Below are 21,149 nucleotides of genomic sequence, written 5' to 3'. Positions count from 1 at the left end.
TGCCGGGCTTGCCAAGCGCCGGGCCGGGACGGCGGCAGGCGTGGATCTGCCGCCGTCCCCAGCCGGTTCAGGCCAGCGCCTGGCGCAGCAGATCGCCCGCGCGCTGTACCGCCATGCCGCTGGAAACAGCCACGTCCTGCAGGTGGATGCAGGCGTGGATCATCCCCGGCAGCCGCTCCAGCGTGCAGTCGACACCCGCAGCCTGCAGGCGGTGCGCGTACTGCTCGGCCTCGTCGCGCAGCGGGTCGTGCTCGCAGCTGAGCACGGAGGCTGGCGCCAGCCCCTGCAGGTTGCTTGCGTGGGCGGGCGAGGCCAGTGCCGGCGGTGGATCCAGATCCATCCCACCCAGATAGGCCTGCCAGCAGCGCTGCATCAGTTCGGCGCTGAGGTAGTAGCCGCTGGCGTACTCACGGTAGGAGTCGCTGCCCATGCCGGCATCCAGCGCGGGGTACAGCAGCAGCTGATGGCGCGGCTGCGGCAGGCCGAGAACACGCAGCAGCAGGCAGCAGGCGGCAGCGAGATTGCCACCGGCACTGTCGCCCCCGATCGCCAGTCGTTGCAGGTCCAGGCCCAGGCCTGCGGCGTTGATCTGCAGCCACTGCCAGGCGTCAGCGACATCATGCAGCGGCACCGGGAACGGATGCTCCGGGGCCAGGCGGTAGCCGACCGCCACCACGACGCAGCCGCTGGCATTGGCCAGCGCGCGGCAGGGGCCGTCATAGACCGCCAGCGAACACTGGAACCAACCGCCGCCGTGGGCGAACAGCAGAGCCGGTACCGGTCCGTCGGGAAGCCCTTCCGGCGTGTAGAAACGCAGCTCCAGCGCATGCCCGTCGCGCGCGATTACCGTGTGTTCGATCACATGCGCAACCGGCTGTGGTGCTCCCTGCAACTGTGGCAGCGCGTTCTCGCTGATCGCCCGCAGTTCGCGCAGGTCTTCCGGCAGCGCATGGGCGGCGACGGCGTCGACGAACTGCTGCAGCGCCGGTTCAAGCAGCATGGCGTGCCTCCTGCAGGAACGGCAGCAGCTGTGCAAGGAACGCCTGCGGCGCTTCTTCCATGATGAAGTGGCCGCAGCCCGGCACGATGCTGCCGCGCACATCATCGGCATGCGGTTGCAGGGTCAGCATCGGCGCATCGCCGGTGGCGTGTTCGGCGCCGATCGCCAGCACCGGCATCGGCAAACGGTGCTGCGCACGCAGCTTGTTCTGGCGGATCGTTTCCGGAATCGCGCGGTACCAGGCGAAGCCCGCCCTCAGGGCGCCAGGGCGGCTGTAGGCGGCAATATAGGTATCGGCGGCCACCGCATCGCGCCGGTACGACCAGCGGTCGAACATGAATTCCAGGTAGGCGCGCTCGCGCCCCGTAATCAATGCTTCCGGCAGGTCGGCCACCTGGTTGAACATGAAGTGCCAGAGGAAGATGTTGTCAGCCGGTGCGGCGAAGATGCCCGGTTCCGGCGCCAGGCCGGGAATCACCGCTTCGGTGACCGCCAGCTGGCGCACGGCCTGCGGCTGATCGCTGGCCAGCGCATAGGCGATCCACATGCCGATGTCATGCCCGACCACCTGGTAACGGTCGTGGCCCAGCGCCCGCATCGTCTGGTGCAGGACGGCGGCGGCACTGCCAGTGTCATAGCCGTGGATGGGGCGGTCGGACTCGCCGATGCCGGGCGGATCAACCGCGATCGCTTCGAAACCGGCCTCGGCCAGCGCGTGCAGCACGTGGCGCCAGGCGTACCAGGTCTGCGGCCAACCGGGAATCAGCAGCACGGGTTCACCGTGACCCGCGGATACGCAATGCACGCGCTGGCCATCGATGCGCAGGTAGTGGTGGCGCAGGGCGTCGTCGCCGGCAGCGCCAGCGGAAAGGGAAGTGGTCATGAGGGAGTGCTCCGTTGGGGCTCAGGCGATGCCGAGCATGTGCTGCATCTGTGTGGTGCTGATCGGTGCACCGGCAAAGTCGTCGAAGATCTTGTCGGTGACCGGAATGATGTGGTCGCGGATGAACGCGGCACCTTCGCGCGCGCCGGCTTCCTGGTCCTTCAGGCAGCACTCCCATTCCAGCGTTGCCCAGCCCTGGTAGTCGTACTGGGCCAGCTTGGAGAAGATCGACTTGAAGTCGACCTGGCCGTCGCCCAGCGAGCGGAAGCGGCCGGCGCGCTCGGTCCAGTCGGCATACCCGCCATAGATGCCCTGGCGCCCGCTCGGGCGGAACTCCGCATCCTTGACGTGGAACATGCGGATCAGCGGGTGGTAGATGTCCAGGTACTCCAGGTAGTCCAGCTGCTGCAGCACGAAGTGGCTGGGATCGAACAGGATGCGGCAGCGCGGGTGCTGGTCGACGCGTTCGAAGAAGCGCTCGAAGCTGGTGCCGTCATGCAGGTCTTCGCTGGGATGGATCTCGTAGCAGAGGTTGATGCCGTTGTCCTCGCAGGCATCGAGGATCGGCCGCCAGCGTCGTGCCAGTTCGTCGAACGCCGCGTCGATCAGGCCCGGCGGGCGCTGCGGGAACGGGAACAGATACGGCCAGGCGAACGAGCCGGAGAAGGTGCCCATGTCCTGCAGGCCGAGACGGCGTGACGCGCGGGCGGCCAGGTGCAGCTGCTGCTGCGCCCATTCGCTGCGGGCCTTCGGGTTGCCGCGCAGTGCTTCGGGGGCGAAGCCATCGCAGAGCTCGTCGTAGGCCGGATGCACGGCCACCAGCTGGCCGAGGATGTGGGTGGTCAGTTCGCTGACCTGCAGGCCGTGCTCGGCCAGGGTGCCGCGGAGGTCGTCGCAGTAGTCCTGGCTGTCGGCAGCCGTGGCTAGGTCGAACAGGCGTCCATCCCACGCGGGAATCTGCAGCGCCTTGAAGCCGTGGCCGGCGGCCCACGCGGCAATGCTGGCGAGGCTGTTGAACGGGGCCTGGTCGCCGGCGAACTGCGCCAGGTGCAGGCTGGGGCCCTTGAGGGTCTGCATGTGTTGCTCCAATTGTTTGTCGCTCAACAAAGAATAGGCGCGACCCTCGCGGTGGTCAACACCCGCGTTACACTGCGCGCCTCACTGGAGCAGGCAGGCAGATGGCAGGGCGACCGCGCGAATTCGACAGGGACCAGGCGTTGCGCAAGGCGATGCTGCTGTTCTGGCAGCACGGCTATGAAGGCACGTCGATGTCGGCACTGGTGGAAGCACTGGGCATCGCCTCTGCACGCATCTATGCCGCGTTCGGCAGCAAGGAGCAGTTGTTCCGCGAAGCCGTTGCGCTGTACGAGGAAGGCGAGGGCGGCTTCGCGCCGCGCGCGCTGGAGCAGGCCACGCTGCGCGAGGCGATCGGGTCCATGCTGCGTGACGCCGTGTTGACCTACACCCGGCGCGGGCGGCCACACGGTTGCCTGGTGGTGTCCTCGGCCAGCAGCGTGTCGCCCGATGGCGAGGGCGTACGGGACTGGCTGGCCAGCCATCGTCGCCAGCGTACGGCGGCGATCATTGCGCGGCTGCAGCAGGCGCAGGCCGAAGGGCAGCTGGCCGGCGATGTGGCGGTGCAGGCACTGGGCGATCACTTCGCCACGGTGCTGCACGGCATTTCGGTGCAGGCCCGTGACGGCATCAGCCGCGAGCGGCTGCTGGCGATGGTCGATGTGGCGTTGACCCCGCTGCCCTGAGTCAAGCCTTCGGGGCGTGCCGAATGCCCGGTGACTGTGCCGAAACCGCTTGTTTCGCCGGGTTTGGGTGCTGCGCAACGAAATCGTAACAATTTGGGGGATAATGGCGGCTTGCGCAGTTATCCTCCTTTTTGCCGCCCGGCTCGCGCAGGCCGCACGGACGCCTCCTCAGAGCATTTCATGCCCTCCCATTCCGATTCCCGCCGCCTGTCGGGTATGTCGTCTTCCTTCGTTTCCTTCCGCCGCCATCCGCTGGCCCTGGCCTGTGCCGGCCTGGCCCTGGTCGGCAGCTTCGGCGCCGCCGCACAGGACAGCGCGCCGACCCCGACCGGCCTGGACACGATTACCGTGACCGCCGAACACCGTGAGCAGAACCTGCAGGAAGTGCCGGTCTCGGTGGGCGTGGTGCAGGGCGAGCGCATGCGCGACTTCACCGCCGGCGGCGACGACACCCTGCTGGCGCTGTCCGGCCGCGTGCCGAGCCTGTATGCGGAAACCACCACCGGTCGCATCTTCCCGCGCTTCTACATCCGTGGCCTGGGCAACATCGACTTCTACCTCGGTGCCTCGCAGCCGGTGTCGATCATCCAGGACGACGTGGTGCTGGAACACGTGGTGCTGAAGTCCAACCCGGTCTATGACGTGGACCAGGTGGAAGTGCTGCGCGGCCCGCAGGGCTCGCTGTTCGGCCGCAACACCACCGCCGGCATCATCAAGTTCGACACCCTGAAGCCGACCCAGGACTACACCGGCCGCGTCAGCGCCAGCTACGCGTCCTACAACAGCGTGTCGATCGACGGCGGCTTCGGTGGCCCGATCAACGACATCGCCTCGTTCCGTGTGTCGGCCCTGTACCAGCACCGCGACGATTACGTCGACAACACCTACAAGGGTCCGAGCGCCGACGGCACGGTCAGCCCGAAGAAGAACGCCATGGGCGGCTTCGATGACCGCAACGTGCGCGCCCAGCTGCTGCTGACCCCGAGCGACCAGTTCTCGATCCTGGCCTCGGCCCACGCCCGTGATTACGAAGGCACCTCAACCCTGTTCCTGCGCGGTGCGCTGACCAAGGGCTCGAACAAGACCGACGTGCCGCGCGACAAGGTCGCCTACGACGAAGCCGGCAACAACCCGCAGGCGTACAAGACCTATGGCGGTTCGGTGAAGGCGCGTTATGACTTCGGCGCGATCGACTTCACTTCGATCACCGCCTACGAAACCACCTCCGGTTACAGCCGTGGCGACACCGACGGCGGCGCCGCGGTGAACTTCCCGGTCAACGGCGTGCCGAACGGTTACGGCCAGTCGATGGGCCGCATCCGTGACCTGGACCAGTGGACCCAGGAATTCCGCCTGGCCAGCCATGACGACAGCGCCCTGCAGTGGCAGGCCGGTGCGTTCTACTTCAACGGCAGCGACACCACCGACTTCTACCAGCGCGCGTGGTTCCTGCAGGGCGCGGCCCGCAACCCGAACAACTGGGTGCGCCTGCGCAACAAGAATACCTCGTGGGCCGGTTTCGGCCAGATCAGCTACGCCTTCACCGACAAGTTCACCGTCACTGCCGGCCTGCGCCAGACCAAGGACGAGAAGCACACCCGCCTGCTGAAGACGGCTGACACTGCCGCTGGCGTGGTCACCTACAAGGGCCGCACCGACGTCAAGATGTCCGACACCACCCCGAGCTGGGATCTGAGCGCGATGTATCAGATCACGCCGGACGTGAGCGTCTACGCCAAGGTCGCACGCGGCTTCCGCGGCCCGACCATCCAGGGCCGTTCGGCGGTGTTCAATGCCGACTTCACCACCGCTGATTCCGAGACCATCCTGTCCTGGGAAGCGGGCGTGAAGAGCAGCCTGTGGGACAACCGCCTGCGCCTGAACGCCACCGCGTTCACCTACACCGTCAACGACATCCAGCTCAACGGCAACGATTCGGACGGCAACGGCGTGCTGTTCAACGCCGACAAGGCCAAGGCCTACGGTTTCGAAGCGGACATGGAGCTGCGTCCGATCCCGAACCTGACCCTGAGCGCCGGCCTGAGCCTGCTGCACAGCGAGATCAAGGACAAGCGCGTGTACGCGCAGGTCTGCGGCCTCAATGGCCAGGTGGTGTGCACCGTCGGCGACCCGACCATCAAGGTCGGTGCCAACACCTTCGCGCAGATCGACGGCAACCCGCTGCCGAACGCGCCGAAGTACAACGTCAACCTGGCGGCCCGCTACGACTTCCCGGTGAGCGACGCCGGCACCATGTTCGTCTCCACCGACTGGAACAAGCAGGGTTACACCAGCTTCGTGCTGTACGACAGCAAGGAGTTCAACTCCAAGGGTGACTTCGAGGGTGGCCTGAAGATCGGCTACTCGGGCAACTACGGTGCCTACGAAGTGGCGCTGTTCGCGCGCAACATCACCAACGAGAAGAACCTCAAGGGTGTGATCGAGAACTACATGGCCGCGGTCTACAACGAGCCGCGTACCGTCGGTGTCTCGCTGAACATGAACTGGTAATGCGCTGTCGCGATGGCGGGCCAGCCTGCCATCGCACTGCCTGAATCAAGAGGGCGGCCCGGTGATCCGGGCCGCCCTTTTCGTTGCGTCAGACCGCAGTGAGGTCGCTGTCCTGGCTGCGCTGGCCGAAGGTCAGGGCCCAGGTGGCGCTGTCCACCTGCTGGCGGTCCTGTTCCTGCTGCTTGCGTGCGCGGCTGGCACCGAACCAGCGGCCCTCGCCGTTGATCAGCGGCGCCATGCGCACCACGTCCACATACTCCGGATCGATCTCGCTGGCGCGCTGCAGCCAGGTCAGCGCCAGGAACGCATTGGCCGGGACGCCGTTGCCGAAGTGGTAGACGTCGGCCAGGTAGCCGGCCGCCCACAGTTTGTCGTCGTCCTCACCGCGCCACCACAGCGGAATCAAGGCGCGTTCGACCGCTTCGCGCTTGTGCGCGTCGGCCTGGCCATCGAATGCCAGGCAGGCCAGGTTGCGGCAGGTCGGGCCCCACACGCGCTCACCGGCGTCGGCTTCGCGCAGGCAGCGCAGGTACAGCTCGCGCGCACGCGCTTCATTATCCGCGCCGCCTGCAGCGACGAGGCGCACGGCCAGGTTGTAGGTGGCGATCAGGTCGCCGCCTTCGACGGCACGCTCCTGCCAGTACAGGGCTTTCTGGGCATCGACGAAGTCCGGCTGGTCGCGGCCGCCCAACCGGCCTTTGTACAGGTCGCACAGCGCGGCCATCGCACCGGCGTCGCCGTCGTCGGCCATGCGCTGCAACAGCGACAGGCCTGCGGCCTGCGAGACATCGCAGAACAGATTGGAAGCGAAGGTGACCGTGGACGTCTTCTGCTGCGCCGCCAGTTTCAGGGCGCGCTGCAGCAGGGGGTGCGCACGTGCCGGATCGGCTGCCTGGCCGAGCAGCCCATGCTCGATGGCGGTTGCGGCCCAGAGCAGGCCGAGCGCGGAATCACCTTCGCGCGCGGCGTAGTCCACCACCTGCGCGAACAGCGCTTCGGCGCCGTCAACATGGGCGAACCAGGTGCAGGCTTCCAGGCTGCTGAAACCTCCGTGCAGGACCATGTCTCGATCCAGCACCCAGGCCTGCTGCAGGTCCTCAAGCACGGCCTGCATGCATCCGGCATCCCATTGCACCTGGTCTTCGATCTCCTCGATGCGCCCGAGATGAAAGCGGAGTGCAGCACGCTGGGTCAGGACTTCAGCACGCACGTAGCCCTCCAGGTGCCAGTCAAGGATCTGTGCATACGCGCGCTCATGCACGGCTACCGCTTCGGCATCCCCGCGGCGCGGCAGGTCTCCCATCCAGTCCTGTTCCTTGCACCAGCGCAACGCATTGCGCTGTGCCAGCTCCAGGCCACGACACCAGCCGCCATCGATGAAATCCTCCATCGCTTCGTGACTGCCGCCCCAGCGCGGGTACAGGTAGTAGAGGGTGTCTTCCAGCGTGCCCAGGTCGTCCGGTCGCTGCTCCAGCACCAGGCGCATCCAGTACGCGAGAGGCGCATCGAAATCGTCCTCGCTGCGATCGCGCAGCAACGTGGGCAGCGTATCCGGCAGCGTCTGCAACGGGGCACCGAAGCGCGAAAGCAGCTGCAATGCCTGCGGCCAGGCTTGCGGATAGTGCTCGGCCAAGGCGGCTTCATCGGATTCGGGCGATTGCCCCGCCTGCAGTGCGCGCAGCCAGTTTGGCTCGCGCAGGTAGCTGGTGATGCGCTTGATGCCATCCAGCGCCAACGCCGGGCGCTGCGACAGCGCGATCGCCTGCAGGTAGGCATGCACGGCGTGGTCGCGTGCCTGCTGTGCGGCCAGCCACTGGCTGTCTTCCACCAGTGCGGCCACATCGGCGCTGCGCAGGGCGCCAGCGGCCGACTCCCAGCAGGCACCCAGGCGCAGGTGTGCGTAATAGCTGTGGGGAGCGGCGGCAACCCATCGTTGCGCCTGCTGCAGGCGCTCATCCAGGGGCAGCGCCGTGTCCTGCAGGTTGCGCAGGCGCCAGCGGATGCCGGGCAGCGGCCGGGTGCCGTTCAGCCAGGCCTGTTCGTGTGGGGCAAGCAGCGCCTCAAGTGCTGCATGGTCGTGTTCCTGCAGCGCGGTGCGCGCCTGCGCGCGCCAGGCCAGGTCGTCCATGGAAAGGCCGTCTTTTACAAGTCCATTTGTCATCTGATGCAATCCAACAATAGCGGGGACGCTATTGGACAGGCCCGCGCCCGCGTCGGCAAGCATGGCAGATGCTCATGTTTGCGGCGCCGGCGCCGGCGCCGGGTTGCCCGGCGCCGGTTGATCTCAGTGTGCGGGCAGCAGCGCCTGCAACCGCGATTCCAGTTCCTGCTGGCGCCAGCCGGCCAGTGCTGCCGGCCATTGGCGGCGTTCCAGATAGCTTTCCAGATGCTTGCGGGAGGCCAGCACGCCATCCGGCAGGCCCAACTCGCGGCTGCGCTCGGCCACCGCGTCTTGAAGCTTCTTCACCGCCTGCTTGTTGCTGTCGTTGGCGGGTAGCGCCAGCGGTGCCCCGGCCTCATCGGCCAGCGGTGTGGACAGCGCCTGCCAGACCGCGCCGGCCAGCTTGCGCGGTGCCTTCGGGAACTGCTCGAACAGCTTGCCCAGCGCAGCCTCGTCGGCCGGTGGCGTGCGCGCCAGGGTGGCGGCCAGTTCGTTGTCCAGGATCCAGCTTCGCGGGCGGTCGCTGTTGCGTGCCTGCACATCACGCCAGCGCAGCAGGCGCAGCAGGCGGTGCTGTGCGGCCGCGTCGAGGAACTGCGCCGAGCGCATCGCCAGATGCGGCCAGCGGTCTTCGTCATTGGCGACGCTGGCCAGCAGGCGCTCGCCATCGTCGTGCAGCCACTGCTGGCGGCCGAGTGCCTGCAGCTTGGCATCAATGGCGTCATGCAGCGCGAACAGGTGCTCGACGTCGTCGGCGGCATACTGCAGCTGCGACTCCGAAAGCGGGCGGCGCATCCAGTCCGAACGGGTTTCGCCCTTGGCCAGGGCGACGCCGGTGATTTCCGCCACCAGCTTCTGGTAGCCCATGCCGCCGCCGATGCCGGCCAGCGCAGCACCGATCTGGGTGTCGAACAGCGGCCGTGGCAGCACGCCGCACGCCCACTTGAAGGCGACCAGGTCTTCGCTGGCGCTGTGCATCACCTTGGTGATGGATTCATCGGCCAGCCACGGCGCCAGCGCCTCGGTCATGCCGGGAATCAGCGGGTCGATCAGCAGGATGTCCTGCCCGATCGCCATCTGCACCAGGGCCAGCTGCGGCCAGAAGGTGCGCTCACGGATGAATTCGGTATCCAGGCCGATGCGGGTCGGGCGCTGCTGGAAGTACGCATCCAGCTCGGCGGGGGTGGTGATCCAGGTTGCCACGGGTCAGGGCCTACTACTCGGGTTTGCTCAGGCAGGGGAGAATAGCCTAACGTCGGTGCGCGTCCGTGCCGAAGGAGGCTCTGCTTGCGTTTTTCGTTGTCGCCCGTGCTGTGCACCGCCCTGGCCTTGGCCCTGGCCGGCTGCACGCCGTCGCCCCCCACGGCAACGGACCGGAGTGCCGGGGAACAGGCGCGCCCGTCCGCGGACGCAGACAGCGACGAGCGCCCGCAGGCCGGGCAGGGCAGCGTGACCATCGCCGGTGAGGATGCCGCCGAGGATGTACAGCAGTGGACGCCGCCGCGGGTGGACCGCCAGGGCCGCAGCCTGGCCCAGTTGCGCCGCGCCGCCGAGCAGGCGTTCGCCGAAGGACGGCTCTATGAGGATGCCGATGCCGCCATCCCGCTGTGGCTGGCGGTACAGGAAGAGGATCCGGATGACCGCCAGGCTCGCCAAGGCCTGCAGCGCGCCCGCCAGCGCCTGCAGCAGCAGGCGGATGCGTTGCTGGTGCGGCCGCTGAAGCAGCGCGAGGCGCTGGCTGAGGCCAGCCGCCAGGCGCTGGTGTTGCTGACGCTGGCGCCAAAGGACGAAAAGGTGCGTGCGCTGCAGGGACGGGTGGAGCTTGCCCAGCGTGTGGTGGCCTATAACCGCGCCGGCGAAGAGGACCTGCGCTCGGACCGGATCGGTGAAGACGGGGATGGGGCCATCGGCAACTTCCGTGAGGCACTGGCACTGGATGAGGACAACAGCCGCGCACGGCAAGGACTGGCCGCGGCCGAAAGTGGACTGATCCGCCGCGCCGAAGACGCGGCACGCACGCGTGATTTCGCCAGCGCCGGCACCTGGCTGGCCGAAGCGAGCAAGGTGCGCGACTCGTCGCCCACCATCGCCGACGCGTTCGAGCGCATCGAGCAGATCCGTGCGGCGGCATTGCTGCAGCTGCGCGATGACGGCCTGCGCGACCTGTCCACGCCGCAGGGCCTGAAGCCGGCGCGCGAGAAACTGGCCGAGGCCCTGCGCATCGCCCTGCCGGGAGACGCGGTGGTGGCCCAGCTGCGTGAGCGTATCGACCTGGCCACCCACTACGGCAGCTTCCGCCCTGGACAGGTGTTCAGCGACGCCATGCGCGATGGCGGACGCGGGCCGCAGATGGTGGTGGTGCCGCATGGCGGTTTCCAGATGGGCGCCGGCGATGCCGAGCCGGGCTCGAGCGATGCCGAGCGACCATCGCACTATGTGCGCTTTGATCGAGGCTTTGCGATGGCGATCACCGAGGTCACGGTCAGCGATTTCCAGCGCTACGTGAAGGCGACCAATGCGCGCCCACGGGCGACGCGGCGCGGCCATTCGGTGGTCTATGACGAACGCAGCGGCAACTTCATCCGCCGCAGCGGCGTGGACTGGCGCTCGGATTACGACGGTGGCCGCGCGATGGCCAATTCGCCGGTGATGCACGTCAGCATCCGCGATGCCGAAAACTATGCGGCATGGTTGTCCGAGCAGACCGGGCGCAGCTACCGGTTGCCCAGTGAAGCAGAGTTCGAGTACGCGCTGCGCGGTGGCAGCAGTGGTCGCTACCCCTGGGGCGATGCCGGCACGCCGCCGCCGGGCAGCGGCAATTTCACCGGCAGCAAGGACGTGTCGCCGTCCGGGCGGCATTGGCACAACGCCTTCATCGGCTATGGCGATGGCTGGTGGGGGCCGGCACCGGTAGGGAGTTTCCAGGCCAATGCCTTCGGCCTGCACGACATGGGCGGCAATCTCAGCGAATGGGTGGCCGATTGCTGGCATGCCAGCTACCGGCGCGCGCCCTCCGATGGCGCCGCCTGGTTCAACCCGGGCTGCCGCGCACGGGTGATCCGGGGCGGCAACTGGGCCAATGCGCCGGAGCAGACCCGTGCCGCCTGGCGGCAATCCCAGGACTCGGATACCACCAACGCGCGCATCGGCTTCCGCCTGGTACGCGGCATCTGATCGGCGGCCGGCTTCACCCGTTGCTGGCATCGGCGCACTAAGATTGCGCCGTGCCCGCCGGCCGGCGGGGCCTGCTGGAAGCCGACCCGATGCGCAATGATCCCTTCTCCCGCTCGCCGCAAGGCCCGCAACGGCGCGGCCTGTTCGGCAACATCCGCTGGTGGGTGCTGTTGCTGGCCGCCGGCTATGCGGTCTTCTACTGGTTTTCCAACCGCACGGTGGATCCGTATACCGGCGAGAAGGTGATGATCGACAGCAGCCTGGATGCGCGGCAGGAGACCGCTTTGGGGCTGCAGGCCTACCAGCAGATCCTGTCGCAGGAACGGCCGATGGATCCCAATGCGCCGATCGCGCGCGATGTGCGTGACATCGCCCAGCGGCTGATTACCAAGGTCGATGTGGTGGAGACCGCGCTGGCCCAGGAGCACGGCGTGCAGCCGGCGCATTTCGCGCGGGATTTCCAGTGGGAAGTGAATGTGATCCCGTCCGAGCAGGCCAATGCGTTCTGCCTCCCGGGCGGCAAGATGGCGGTCTACACCGGGCTGGTGCCGGTGGCGCGCACCCGTGATGCGATGGCGGTGGTGATGGGCCATGAGATTGCCCATGCGCTGCTGCGCCACGGTGCACAGCGGATGGCCCAGCAGAAGCTGACCCAGATCGGGCAGGTGGCCGGCGCCGCCAGCGGCATGGATGCGCAGCAGCAACAGATGATGATGTCGGCGATGGGTTATGGGTATCTGCTGCCGTATGCGCGCAGCCACGAGACGCAGGCCGATGAAGTGGGGCTGATGCTGGCCGCGGCAGCGTGCTTCGATCCACGCGAGGCGGTGCCGCTGTGGCAGCGCATGAGCCAGGCCAGCGGTGGCCAGGCGCCGCCGGAATTCTCCTCGACCCATCCCAACCCGGGTACCCGCATCCAGAACCTGCAGGCGCTGATGCCGAAGGCACTCGAGTACCGGCAGAAGTTCTGCGAGCAGGCAAAGTAGGGGGTTGTTCGGCAGGGCTGCGCCCTGCACCTGCTACAAGCCAGAGCAACAGCAACAGCAACAGCAACAGCAACAGCGTGCATTCCGTGGGATGGCGGGGTGGGTCCGGTTGCGGGAGACGCCGTAAACCCGTCCATGGGGGCTTGGCCGCGGCATCCATGCCGCGGACACTCCCGCAACCGGACCCGCCCCGCCTTCGACAGATTCTCGCGACCTGCAGTAGATCCACGCCATGCGTGGATGCTCTTCGATCTCGATTCGAAATATTCGATTCCGATGGAGATTCATCCACGCATGCGTGGATCTACCGTGTTGACCAAGGTCGACAACTACCAACAGCCACCGGAATCTGTCAGAGGCGGGGCGGTGTGGTTGTGCAGGACCGTTGGCGCCATGGATGGCGCCATCGAGCCCCCATGGATGGGTTTACGGCGTGTCCTGCACAGCCACACCGCCCCGCCATCCCACGGAGTACAAGCTTTGGCTGTTGCTTCGGCTGTTGCTGTTGCTTGAACGCTTCTGCAGGTGCAGGGCGCAGCCCTGCCGAACACCCCTTTACTTGACCTGCACCTCGATCACGCCGTCGCCAACACGGGCCTGCAGGGCGTCACCAGGCTGCACCTGGTCGACGTGCCGCACCAGGGCACCATCATCGCTGCGGGTCAGGATGCTGTAGCCACGTGCCACAGTCGCCAGCGGGCTGACCGCTTCCAGCGAACGCGCCAGCCCGCGCAGGCGCAGTGCATCGCGTTCCAGCAGACGCTGCATCGCAATCTGCGGGCGCCCGCGCAGGGCAGCCAGACGGCGCTGCATCGCATCGAGCTGGCGCTGCGGATGGTGCCCGCGTAGCACCGCCGCCGCATGGCGCAGGCGCGCGGCACGGCGTTCCTGCTGCTGGTTGAAGGCGGCATGCAGGCGCCGACCCAGATCCAGTTGGCGGCGGCGCAGCAGGTCCAGCCGCGCCTGCGGGCTCTGTGCGTTCAGGCGCAGCAGGGCACGATCGGCGCGCTGCATCGCCTGCTGCATTGCATGCCGTTGCAGCTGCACCATGCGCGCCGCCGTGCGGCGCAGGCGCAGGGCCAGTTCGCGCTGGTCGGGTACCAGCAGCTCGGCCGCCACCGACGGCGTCGGTGCGCGCAGGTCGGCGGCAAAATCGCTGAGGCTGAAGTCGGTTTCGTGTCCCACCGCCGACACCACCGGGGTGCGGCTGGCGGCGATCGCTCGGGCAAGGGCTTCATCGTTGAAGGCCCACAGGTCTTCCAGCGAGCCGCCGCCGCGGGTCAGCAGGATCACGTCGTAGCGGCCACTGGCGTCGGCGGCCTGCAGCAGGCGGGTGATCTGCGCGGCGGCACTGCTGCCCTGGACCAGGGTCGGCAGCAGGTCCACTTCCAGCAGTGGGAAGCGGCGGCCGAGCACGCTCAGCACGTCGCGTACGGCGGCACCGGTGGGCGAGGTGATCACTGCCAGGCGCTGCACGTGCGCCGGCAGCGGCCGCTTGCGTGCGGGGTCGAACAGGCCCTCGGCCTCCAGGCGTGCCTTCAGCTCCTCGAAGGCGCGGCGCAGTGCGCCTTCGCCGGCTTCCTCCATGTGGTCCAGCACCATCTGGTACTCGCCACGGGCGTCGTACAGGGTCACCTTGCCGCGCACCAGCACGCGCATGCCTTCGCGCGGCACGAACTTCAGGTACTGCGCCTTCATCCGGAACATTGCCGCGCGCAGCTGCGCACGCGCGTCCTTCAGGGTGAAATACAGATGCCCGGAGGCAGGACGCGCCACGCTGCCCAGTTCGGCCTCGACCCAGATCGCCGGGAAGCTGCCTTCCAGCAGGTCGCGCGCCAGGGTGTTGAGCTGGCTGGGGGTGAAGATGTCGTTGTTGCGTGGCTGCATGGGAACGGCGTGCTGCGGGCGGAACGGGGGCTCAGGATCGCACGTCAGCGCACCGTGTGCTGGCCCAGCGCCCACTGCACGTGTTCACGCACCAGCGGCGAGGGATCATCGACGCGGGTATGCAACGCGGCCAACGCTTCGGCCGAGGACGGTGCATTGCCCAGTGCCACGGCGATGTTGCGCAGCCAGCGTTCATGGCCGCTGCGCCGGATCGGGCTGCCTTCGGTACGGCGCAGGAATTCAGCTTCGTCCCAGGCAAACAGCTGGTCCAGACGGGCAGTGTCGAGGTTGTTGCGCGCGCGGAAATCGGCTTCGTCGGTACGCTTGGCGAACTTGTTCCAGGGGCAGACCAGCTGGCAGTCGTCACAGCCGTAGATGCGGTTGCCGATCAACGGCCGCATGTCTTCGGGGATGGCACCGTCGTGCTCGATGGTCAGGTAGGAAATACAGCGCCGCGCGTCCAGCCGCTGCGGGCCGGTGATAGCCTGGGTCGGGCAGACATCGATGCAGCGCGTGCAGGTGCCGCAGTGTGCCGTGGCCGGTGCATCGATCGGCAGCGGGATATCGATGTAGATCTCGCCGATGAAGAACCAGGAGCCGCCATGGCGGTCGATCAGGCAGGTGTGCTTGCCGATCCAGCCCAGGCCGGCATTGCGCGCCAGTGCGCGTTCCAGCACGGGCGCCGAATCGACGAACACGCGGTAGCCCAGCGGTGCCACTTCATCGTTGATCTGCGTGGCCAGCTTCTGCAGGCGGTTGCGCATCAGCTTGTGGTAGTCGCGGCCCAAAGCGTAACGGGCCACGTAGGCGCGGCCCGGGTCGGCCAGGGTTGCCCAGGCTTCGGTGTCGTCCTTGTGGCTGTAGTCCATGCCTACCGAGATCACCCGCACGGTGCCGGGCAGCAGTTCGGCCGGGCGCGCGCGCAGGGTGCCGTGGCGCGCCATCCAGTCCATCGTGCCGTACAGGCCCTGGCCCAGCCAGTCGGCCAGGTGCGCTTCATCCTCGCCCAGCTCGATGCCGGCGATGCCACAGCGCTGGAAGCCATGCGCACGGGCGAGTTCGCGGATGCGCTGTACGGCCTGGGCCGGATCGACAGGGGCGGGGACGGGGGACATGTGCACCAGTATAAAATCCCCGCATGGCCAACCTTGCCGATCTGTTCGATTCCGCTGCCGCGCGTGCGCTTGATGCGCAGGCCTCGGCGCTGGCCGCCGAGGGCGGTTGGGGCCTGATGGCACAGGCCGGCCAGGCCGCCTGGCAGTGCCTGCTGCAGCATTGGCCGCAGGCGCAGCGGATCGGCGTGGTGGTTGGTGCGGGCAACAACGGCGGCGACGGCCATGTGCTGGCTCGCCATGCGCTGCAGGCCGGACGTGAGGTGACGGTGATCGCCTTGCCGGGGAAGCCACCGTCAACCGCGCTGGCACAGCGTGCAGCATCGGAATTCACATACGACGGCGGCACCCTCACCTATTTCGACGGCGCGCTTCCCGAGGCCGATATCTGGGTCGATGCCCTGTTCGGGCTGGGCTTCGATCGCGTGCCGGAGGGCGTGGCGCAGACGCTGATTGCCGCGCTCAACGCGCAGGCGGCACCGGTTCTGGCGCTGGACGTCCCCAGTGGCGTGGATGCCGACCGCGGCGCCGTACCGGGCGAGGCGGTGAGGGCGGCGCTGACCGTGCAGTTCATCGTGCCGCATCGCGGGCTGTACACCGGCGATGCGCTGGACCATTGCGGGCGGAAGGCGCTGGCGCCGCTGCAGCTACCCACGGCCGCATGGCAGGGCGTGTCACCCGCTGCGCAGCTCTGGACGCAGGTGCGCCTGCCAGCCCTGCTGCCGCCGCGCCGCACCAATACCCACAAGGGCGAATCCGGGCACGTGCTGTGCGTCGGCGGCAACCATGGCAGCGGCGGCGCCATCGCCATGGCGGCTGAAGCGGCGTTGCGCGCGGGTGCTGGATTGCTGAGCCTGGGCACCCGCCGCGACCACGTTGGCCCGTTGCTGGCGCGGCTGCCCGAAGCCATGACCCATGCACTGGAAGATGGTGACGCGCTGCCGGCACTGCTGGACAAGGCCAGGGTGGTGGCGATCGGCCCCGGTCTGGGCCAGGACGAATGGGCGCGCGCACTGTTTGCGCGGGTGCTGGCCAGCGCCAGGCCACTGGTGGTCGATGCCGATGCACTGAACCTGCTGGCGCAGGACCCGCGCGCGCTGCCCGACGCCATCCTTACACCACACCCGGGCGAGGCCGCGCGCCTGCTGGGTTGCAGCACGTCTGACATCCAGGCCGATCGCTTCACCTGCGCACAGGCACTGGCCGAGCGCTTCCACGCCGTGGTGGTGCTGAAGGGCGCCGGCAGCATCGTCGCAGCGCCGGGGCAGCGGCCACGACTGATCGCGGCTGGCAATCCCGGCATGGCCGTGGGTGGCATGGGAGACCTGCTGACAGGCATCATCGCCAGCCTGCGTGGGCAAGGCCTGGCCGCCTTCGATGCCGCCGCCGCTGGTGCGCTGCTGCATGCGCTTGCCGGCGACGTCGCTGCCGCCGACGGCGGGCGCGGCCTGCTTCCAACTGATCTGCTGTCGCCGCTGCGGCGACTGGCCAACCCGGAACTTTCCCGATGATCGATTTCTTCCTTGCCGACAGCGATGCCACTGAACTGCTCGGGCAGTGGCTGGCCGCCACCCGACCGCCGCAGGCGCTGGTCGAACTGCGCGGCGACCTGGGCGCCGGCAAATCCACCACCGCCCGCGCACTGCTGCGCGCACTGGGCGTGCAGGGGGCGATCCGCAGCCCGACCTACACCCTGGTCGAGCGCTATCCGCTGGCCAGCGGTGGCGAGGCCTGGCATCTGGATCTGTACCGGATCGGCCAGGCCGGCGAGCTCGATTTTCTCGGGCTGGACGAGGGCAGCGCGGTGTTGTGGCTGGTGGAATGGCCGGAACGCGGCGCTGGCGCGCTGCCGCCGACCGACCTGGTGGTGGCGCTGGAGATCGAGGGGCAGGGGCGTCGCGTCCGTCTCACTGGAGCCAGCGACGTCGGACATGAATGGCTGGAACGGCTCCCCCAAGGGGGCGACTTGCAGGCCATTTCTGTCGGCTGACGAGAACAAACACCGGCAGGTTACGGATTATTAAGGAAAAAGGTGTTGCATTCCGTTCAGCGCGGTGATTGAATCCTGAGCCATGCGCCCGGGGAACCGTCTCATTGCCATCTGTGCCGCCGTCGGACTGAGTCTGGCGAGCGTCAGTGCGTGGGCCGGTGAGGTCCGTCAGGTCCTGCTGAATACCGGCGCCACCGGCACCCGTGCCGAGATCTCGCTGGTCGGCAGCGGCGGTTACAAGACCTTGTCGCTGGCCGGACCGAACCGCCTGGTGGTCGATTTCCCGGACTCCAGCGCCATACGCAACCTGAAGATGCCGGCTGCACAGGGCGTGGTCACGGCCGTGCGCACTGGACAGCCGGTGCCGGGTACCTTCCGTGTCGTTTTCGACCTCGCTGAATCCGTGGCGCCGTTCCGCCCACAGATGCAGCGCGAAGGCAATGAATCCAAGCTGGTGATCGAATGGCCGGGCGATGGCCCGGCCGTGGCCGCCAGCCGCCCGCCAGCGACGCCGGCGGTGCAGCCGCAGGCACCGGTCAACACGCCCGCACCGACGCCGGCCGAGAGCGCGCAGTCGCGCAACGACGCCGCGCGCGCCACCGCGCTGTTGACCGCGCAGGTACAGCAGCAGGCCAGCGCCGCGGCTGCCACACCGGCCACTCCGACCCCGGCCCCGTCCACTGCACCGGCCCAGGTCGCGGCAGCGGGCACGGCTGCCAGCAGCACGCCGTCCGCATCGCCGGCTGCGATCCTTGCCGGCCAGCGTACCGCCGCCGTGGTAACCACGCCGCCGGCCACAGCGCCTGCACCGGTTCCAACCACGGTGGTGCCACCGCGTCCGGCCATGCCCAGCGATGCCTCGCGCATCCGCATGCAGGCTGGCATGCGCCACCTGGTGGTGGCCATCGATCCGGGCCACGGCGGCCAGGACCCCGGTGCGATCGGCCCGACCGGCAAGCGCGAGAAGGATGTGACCCTGGCCGTAGCGCGTGAGCTGGCCCGCCAGGTCAACGCGACGCCGGGCCTGAAGGCCTACTTGACCCGCGACAGCGACGTGTTCATTCCGCTGCCGATGCGCGCGCAGAAGGCGCGTGCGAACAAGGCCGACATCTTCATTTCGATCCATGCCGACGCGGCGGAAAACCGTTCGGCCACGGGCTCGTCGGTGTACGTGCTGTCGACCAAGGGAGCCTCTTCGCAGCGCGCCCGCTGGCTGGCGGACAAGGAAAACGCGGCCGACCTGGTCGGTGGCGTGCGCCTGCAGCAGACCGAAGGCACGCTCGCCAACGTGCTGCTGGATCTGGCCCAGAGCGGCTACATGAAGGCGTCCGAGGACGCGGCCGGCCATGTGCTGGGCGGCCTGAAGCGGATCGGCAACAACCACAAGCCGAACATCGAGCGCGCCAACTTCGCGGTGCTGCGTACTTCGGACATGCCGGCGATGCTGGTGGAAACCGCGTTCATCTCCAATCCGGATGAAGAGCGCCGCCTGATCGACCCGGCCTACCAGCGCAAGATCGCCGGTGCGGTGCTGGACGGCGTGCACACGTTCTTCAGCCGTCAGCCGCCGCCGGGCACGTTGTATGCCGCCCGGGCCCAGGCCGAGATCGACGCCGCCGGCACCATGGCCGGCGGCAGCAAGTAACCCGCCGAAGGCGGGTTACTGCTTTCTGTAGAGTCGAGCGGCGCTCGACTGGGCCTTCCCGGTAGCCCGTCAGTCGAGCATGGCTCGACTCTACCCTCGGCCGCTCCGTTATCATCCCCGCATGACGTCTGCTACCCATCCGCGCCCGATCCGGCCGTTGCCGGAGATCCTCATCAACCAGATCGCCGCTGGCGAAGTGGTCGAACGTCCCGCGTCGGTGGTCAAGGAGCTGGTCGAGAACGCGATCGATGCCGGCGCCAGCCGCGTTGATATCGATCTTGAGGAGGGCGGTGTCCGCCTGATCCGCATCCGCGACAACGGCAGTGGCATCGCGCCGGAACAGCTGCCGCTGGCGGTATCGCGCCACGCCACCAGCAAGATCGCCGATCTGGACGATCTTGAATCGGTGGCCACGCTAGGTTTCCGGGGTGAAGCGCTGCCATCGATCGCCTCGGTCAGCCGCTTCACCCTGTCCTCGCGTCGTGCACATGACGAACACGGTTCGGCGCTGCAGATCGAAGGCGGCAAGATCGGCGAAGTGACGCCGCGCGCGCATGCGCCGGGCACCACGGTGGAAGTGCGCGAGCTGTTCTACAACGTACCGGCGCGGCGCAAGTTCCTGCGCGCCGAGCGCACCGAGCTGGGCCATATCGAAGAATGGCTGCGTTCGCTGGCGCTGGCGCGGCCGGATGTCGAACTGCGCGTCTCGCACAACGGCAAGGCCTCGCGTCGCTACAAGCCGGGCGATCTGTATTCCGATGCGCGATTGGCCGAAACGCTGGGCGAGGATTTCGCCAACCAGGCCGTTCGCGTCGACCACAGCGGTGCCGGCCTGCGCCTGCACGGCTGGATTGCGCAGCCGCATTATTCGCGCGCCAGCGCCGACCAGCAGTACCTGTACGTCAACGGCCGCTCGGTGCGCGACCGCAGCGTCGCCCATGCGGTGAAGATGGCCTATGGCGACGTGCTGTATCACGGCCGCCAACCGGCCTACGTGCTGTTCCTGGAGCTTGACCCGACCCGCGTCGACGTCAACGTGCACCCGGCCAAGCACGAGGTGCGCTTCCGCGACTCGCGGCTGGTGCATGATTTTGTCTACCGCACGCTGAAGGATGCGCTGGCCGATACCCGCGCCGGCATGTCGGTGCAGGACATCGGCGCCGGCTCCGCGCATCCGGTAGATGCAGGCGCGGCACCGATGGTCTCCAGTGCGGGTGCCTCCGGTTTCGGTCTGGTACGCGGTGCCGCACCGGGTGCCGGTTCGAGTGGTGGCGGTGGTGGATTCTCGGGTTGGCGCCCGCAGCAACCGCTGGGATTGCAGGTGGCCGATGCACCGGCGGCCTATGCCGCGCTGTATGCCGCACCGGCCGGCGCCGAACGCGGTGCTGCGCTGCCGCCGATGCCGACCGAGAACGGGCTGCCGGTCACCAGTGCCGACGCTGGCGTGCCACCGCTGGGCTACGCGATCGCGCAGCTGCATGGCATCTACATCCTGGCCGAGAACGCCGAAGGCCTGATCGTGGTCGACATGCACGCGGCACACGAACGCATCGGTTACGAGCGGCTGAAGAACGCGCACGATGGCATCGGCCTGCAGTCGCAACCGTTGCTGGTGCCGATCACGCTGGCGGTGGGCGAGCGCGAAGCCGACACCGCCGAGAATGAAAGTGAAACCCTGGCCGCACTGGGCTTCGAAGTGACCCGTGCCGGTCCCGGTGCGCTGCACGTGCGCAGTATTCCGGCGCTTCTGGCGCATGCCGAACCGGAAGGCCTGCTGCGCGACGTGCTGACCGACCTGCGCGAACACGGCCAGAGCCGGCGCGTGGCCAGTGCACGTGACGAACTGCTGTCGACCATGGCCTGCCATGGGGCGGTGCGCGCCAACCGGCGCCTGACCGTGCCGGAAATGAACGCGCTGCTGCGCGACATGGAAATCACCGAGCGGTCCGGCCAGTGCAACCACGGCCGACCGACCTGGGCCCGTTTTTCGCTGGCGGAGATCGACCGCTGGTTCCTGCGCGGACGTTGAGGGGAGCATCG

At 68.0% G+C, this 21,149-nt stretch carries 15 protein-coding genes; 8 read left to right on the top strand and 7 right to left on the bottom strand.

The annotated features are described in order from the left end of the window. Positions 1-67 precede the first annotated feature (67 nt). From ACZK3J_RS15725 to ACZK3J_RS15715, 3 genes are read right to left on the bottom strand one after another with little or no spacing between them, the layout of a single operon-like run. Entirely contained in the window at positions 68-1,000 is a 933-nt protein-coding gene (locus ACZK3J_RS15725; RefSeq protein WP_049461859.1) for an alpha/beta hydrolase, read from the bottom strand. Then, positions 990-1,883, bottom strand: a complete 894-nt coding sequence (locus ACZK3J_RS15720) for an alpha/beta fold hydrolase (RefSeq protein ID WP_049461860.1) — start codon at positions 1,881-1,883, stop codon at positions 990-992. The genes ACZK3J_RS15725 and ACZK3J_RS15720 overlap by 11 nt, the downstream gene beginning before the upstream one ends. A 21-nt stretch (positions 1,884-1,904) precedes the next feature. After that, positions 1,905-2,960 carry a sugar phosphate isomerase/epimerase family protein gene (locus ACZK3J_RS15715; RefSeq protein WP_049461861.1) on the bottom strand — a complete coding sequence of 352 codons (1,056 nt, stop codon included), beginning with the start codon at positions 2,958-2,960 and terminating at the stop codon, positions 1,905-1,907. Positions 2,961-3,061: 101 nt separating this feature from the next. Here ACZK3J_RS15715 and ACZK3J_RS15710 point away from each other — a divergent pair, with 101 nt between their 5' ends. Then, positions 3,062-3,643: a TetR/AcrR family transcriptional regulator gene (locus tag ACZK3J_RS15710; RefSeq protein WP_049461862.1), complete on the top strand. Its 582-nt coding sequence runs from the start codon at positions 3,062-3,064 to the stop codon at positions 3,641-3,643. Positions 3,644-3,823: 180 nt separating this feature from the next. Further along, the gene (locus ACZK3J_RS15705) at positions 3,824-6,154 is read left to right on the top strand and encodes a TonB-dependent receptor (protein ID WP_032130294.1); all 2,331 of its coding nucleotides are present in this window, start codon (positions 3,824-3,826) and stop codon (positions 6,152-6,154) included. Between the two features lie 88 nt (positions 6,155-6,242). Here ACZK3J_RS15705 and ACZK3J_RS15700 read toward each other — a convergent pair whose 3' ends face one another. Next, positions 6,243-8,282 carry a DUF4034 domain-containing protein gene (locus ACZK3J_RS15700; RefSeq protein WP_238380422.1) on the bottom strand — a complete coding sequence of 680 codons (2,040 nt, stop codon included), beginning with the start codon at positions 8,280-8,282 and terminating at the stop codon, positions 6,243-6,245. Positions 8,283-8,438: 156 nt separating this feature from the next. Beyond that, on the bottom strand, positions 8,439-9,518 hold the full coding sequence (gene rnd / locus ACZK3J_RS15695; RefSeq protein ID WP_049461864.1) for a ribonuclease D: 1,080 nt from the start codon (positions 9,516-9,518) through the stop codon (positions 8,439-8,441). Positions 9,519-9,602: 84 nt separating this feature from the next. Here rnd and ACZK3J_RS15690 point away from each other — a divergent pair, with 84 nt between their 5' ends. Then, on the top strand, positions 9,603-11,489 hold the full coding sequence (locus ACZK3J_RS15690) for a formylglycine-generating enzyme family protein (RefSeq protein ID WP_049423890.1): 1,887 nt from the start codon (positions 9,603-9,605) through the stop codon (positions 11,487-11,489). An 89-nt stretch (positions 11,490-11,578) separates the two neighbouring features. Next, positions 11,579-12,475, top strand: a complete 897-nt coding sequence (locus tag ACZK3J_RS15685) for a M48 family metallopeptidase (protein ID WP_414578518.1) — start codon at positions 11,579-11,581, stop codon at positions 12,473-12,475. Positions 12,476-13,030: 555 nt separating this feature from the next. Here ACZK3J_RS15685 and xseA read toward each other — a convergent pair. Together xseA and queG are read right to left on the bottom strand one after the other, a co-directional pair. Next, positions 13,031-14,362: an exodeoxyribonuclease VII large subunit gene (xseA, locus tag ACZK3J_RS15680; RefSeq protein ID WP_414578181.1), complete on the bottom strand. Its 1,332-nt coding sequence runs from the start codon at positions 14,360-14,362 to the stop codon at positions 13,031-13,033. 44 nt (positions 14,363-14,406) lie between these two features. Continuing rightward, positions 14,407-15,477: a tRNA epoxyqueuosine(34) reductase QueG gene (gene queG, locus ACZK3J_RS15675; RefSeq protein WP_126927479.1), complete on the bottom strand. Its 1,071-nt coding sequence runs from the start codon at positions 15,475-15,477 to the stop codon at positions 14,407-14,409. A 23-nt stretch (positions 15,478-15,500) separates the two neighbouring features. Between queG and ACZK3J_RS15670 the strand changes: the two genes are divergently transcribed. The 4 genes from ACZK3J_RS15670 (at position 15,501) to mutL (ending at position 21,138) form a co-directional block, all read left to right on the top strand. Beyond that, positions 15,501-16,985, top strand: coding sequence for an NAD(P)H-hydrate dehydratase (locus ACZK3J_RS15670; protein WP_414578179.1), 1,485 nt, complete (start codon positions 15,501-15,503; stop codon positions 16,983-16,985). After that, complete coding sequence (tsaE, locus tag ACZK3J_RS15665) at positions 16,982-17,464, top strand: tRNA (adenosine(37)-N6)-threonylcarbamoyltransferase complex ATPase subunit type 1 TsaE (RefSeq protein ID WP_032130506.1); 483 nt, start codon at positions 16,982-16,984, stop codon at positions 17,462-17,464. Before ACZK3J_RS15670 ends, tsaE begins: the two co-directional genes overlap by 4 nt. Positions 17,465-17,546: 82 nt before the next feature. Continuing rightward, positions 17,547-19,109 (top strand): N-acetylmuramoyl-L-alanine amidase, encoded by a 1,563-nt coding sequence (locus ACZK3J_RS15660; protein ID WP_032130507.1) that lies wholly within the window; start codon positions 17,547-17,549, stop codon positions 19,107-19,109. Between the two features lie 121 nt (positions 19,110-19,230). Then, positions 19,231-21,138 carry a DNA mismatch repair endonuclease MutL gene (mutL, locus tag ACZK3J_RS15655; RefSeq protein ID WP_032130257.1) on the top strand — a complete coding sequence of 636 codons (1,908 nt, stop codon included), beginning with the start codon at positions 19,231-19,233 and terminating at the stop codon, positions 21,136-21,138. Positions 21,139-21,149 lie beyond the last annotated feature (11 nt).

The organism is Stenotrophomonas sp. 86428_Sma, assembly GCF_056481585.1.
Note: the sequence above shows the minus strand (reverse complement) of the source record. Positions and strands in the feature narration are given on the sequence as shown.

Bases quoted from the DNA above. Each gene is read 5' to 3' on its own strand.
- ACZK3J_RS15725 (WP_049461859.1), bottom strand. From the start codon at position 1,000: ATGCTGCTTGAACCGGCGCTGCAGCAGTTCGTCGACGCCGTCGCCGCC.
- ACZK3J_RS15720 (WP_049461860.1), bottom strand. From the start codon at position 1,883: ATGACCACTTCCCTTTCCGCTGGCGCTGCCGGCGACGACGCCCTGCGC.
- ACZK3J_RS15715 (WP_049461861.1), bottom strand. From the start codon at position 2,960: ATGCAGACCCTCAAGGGCCCCAGCCTGCACCTGGCGCAGTTCGCCGGC.
- ACZK3J_RS15710 (WP_049461862.1), top strand. From the start codon at position 3,062: ATGGCAGGGCGACCGCGCGAATTCGACAGGGACCAGGCGTTGCGCAAG.
- ACZK3J_RS15705 (WP_032130294.1), top strand. From the start codon at position 3,824: ATGCCCTCCCATTCCGATTCCCGCCGCCTGTCGGGTATGTCGTCTTCC.
- ACZK3J_RS15700 (WP_238380422.1), bottom strand. From the start codon at position 8,282: ATGGACGACCTGGCCTGGCGCGCGCAGGCGCGCACCGCGCTGCAGGAA.
- ACZK3J_RS15685 (WP_414578518.1), top strand. From the start codon at position 11,579: ATGCGCAATGATCCCTTCTCCCGCTCGCCGCAAGGCCCGCAACGGCGC.
- xseA (WP_414578181.1), bottom strand. From the start codon at position 14,362: ATGCAGCCACGCAACAACGACATCTTCACCCCCAGCCAGCTCAACACC.
- queG (WP_126927479.1), bottom strand. From the start codon at position 15,477: ATGTCCCCCGTCCCCGCCCCTGTCGATCCGGCCCAGGCCGTACAGCGC.
- ACZK3J_RS15670 (WP_414578179.1), top strand. From the start codon at position 15,501: ATGGCCAACCTTGCCGATCTGTTCGATTCCGCTGCCGCGCGTGCGCTT.
- tsaE (WP_032130506.1), top strand. From the start codon at position 16,982: ATGATCGATTTCTTCCTTGCCGACAGCGATGCCACTGAACTGCTCGGG.
- ACZK3J_RS15660 (WP_032130507.1), top strand. From the start codon at position 17,547: ATGCGCCCGGGGAACCGTCTCATTGCCATCTGTGCCGCCGTCGGACTG.
- mutL (WP_032130257.1), top strand. From the start codon at position 19,231: ATGACGTCTGCTACCCATCCGCGCCCGATCCGGCCGTTGCCGGAGATC.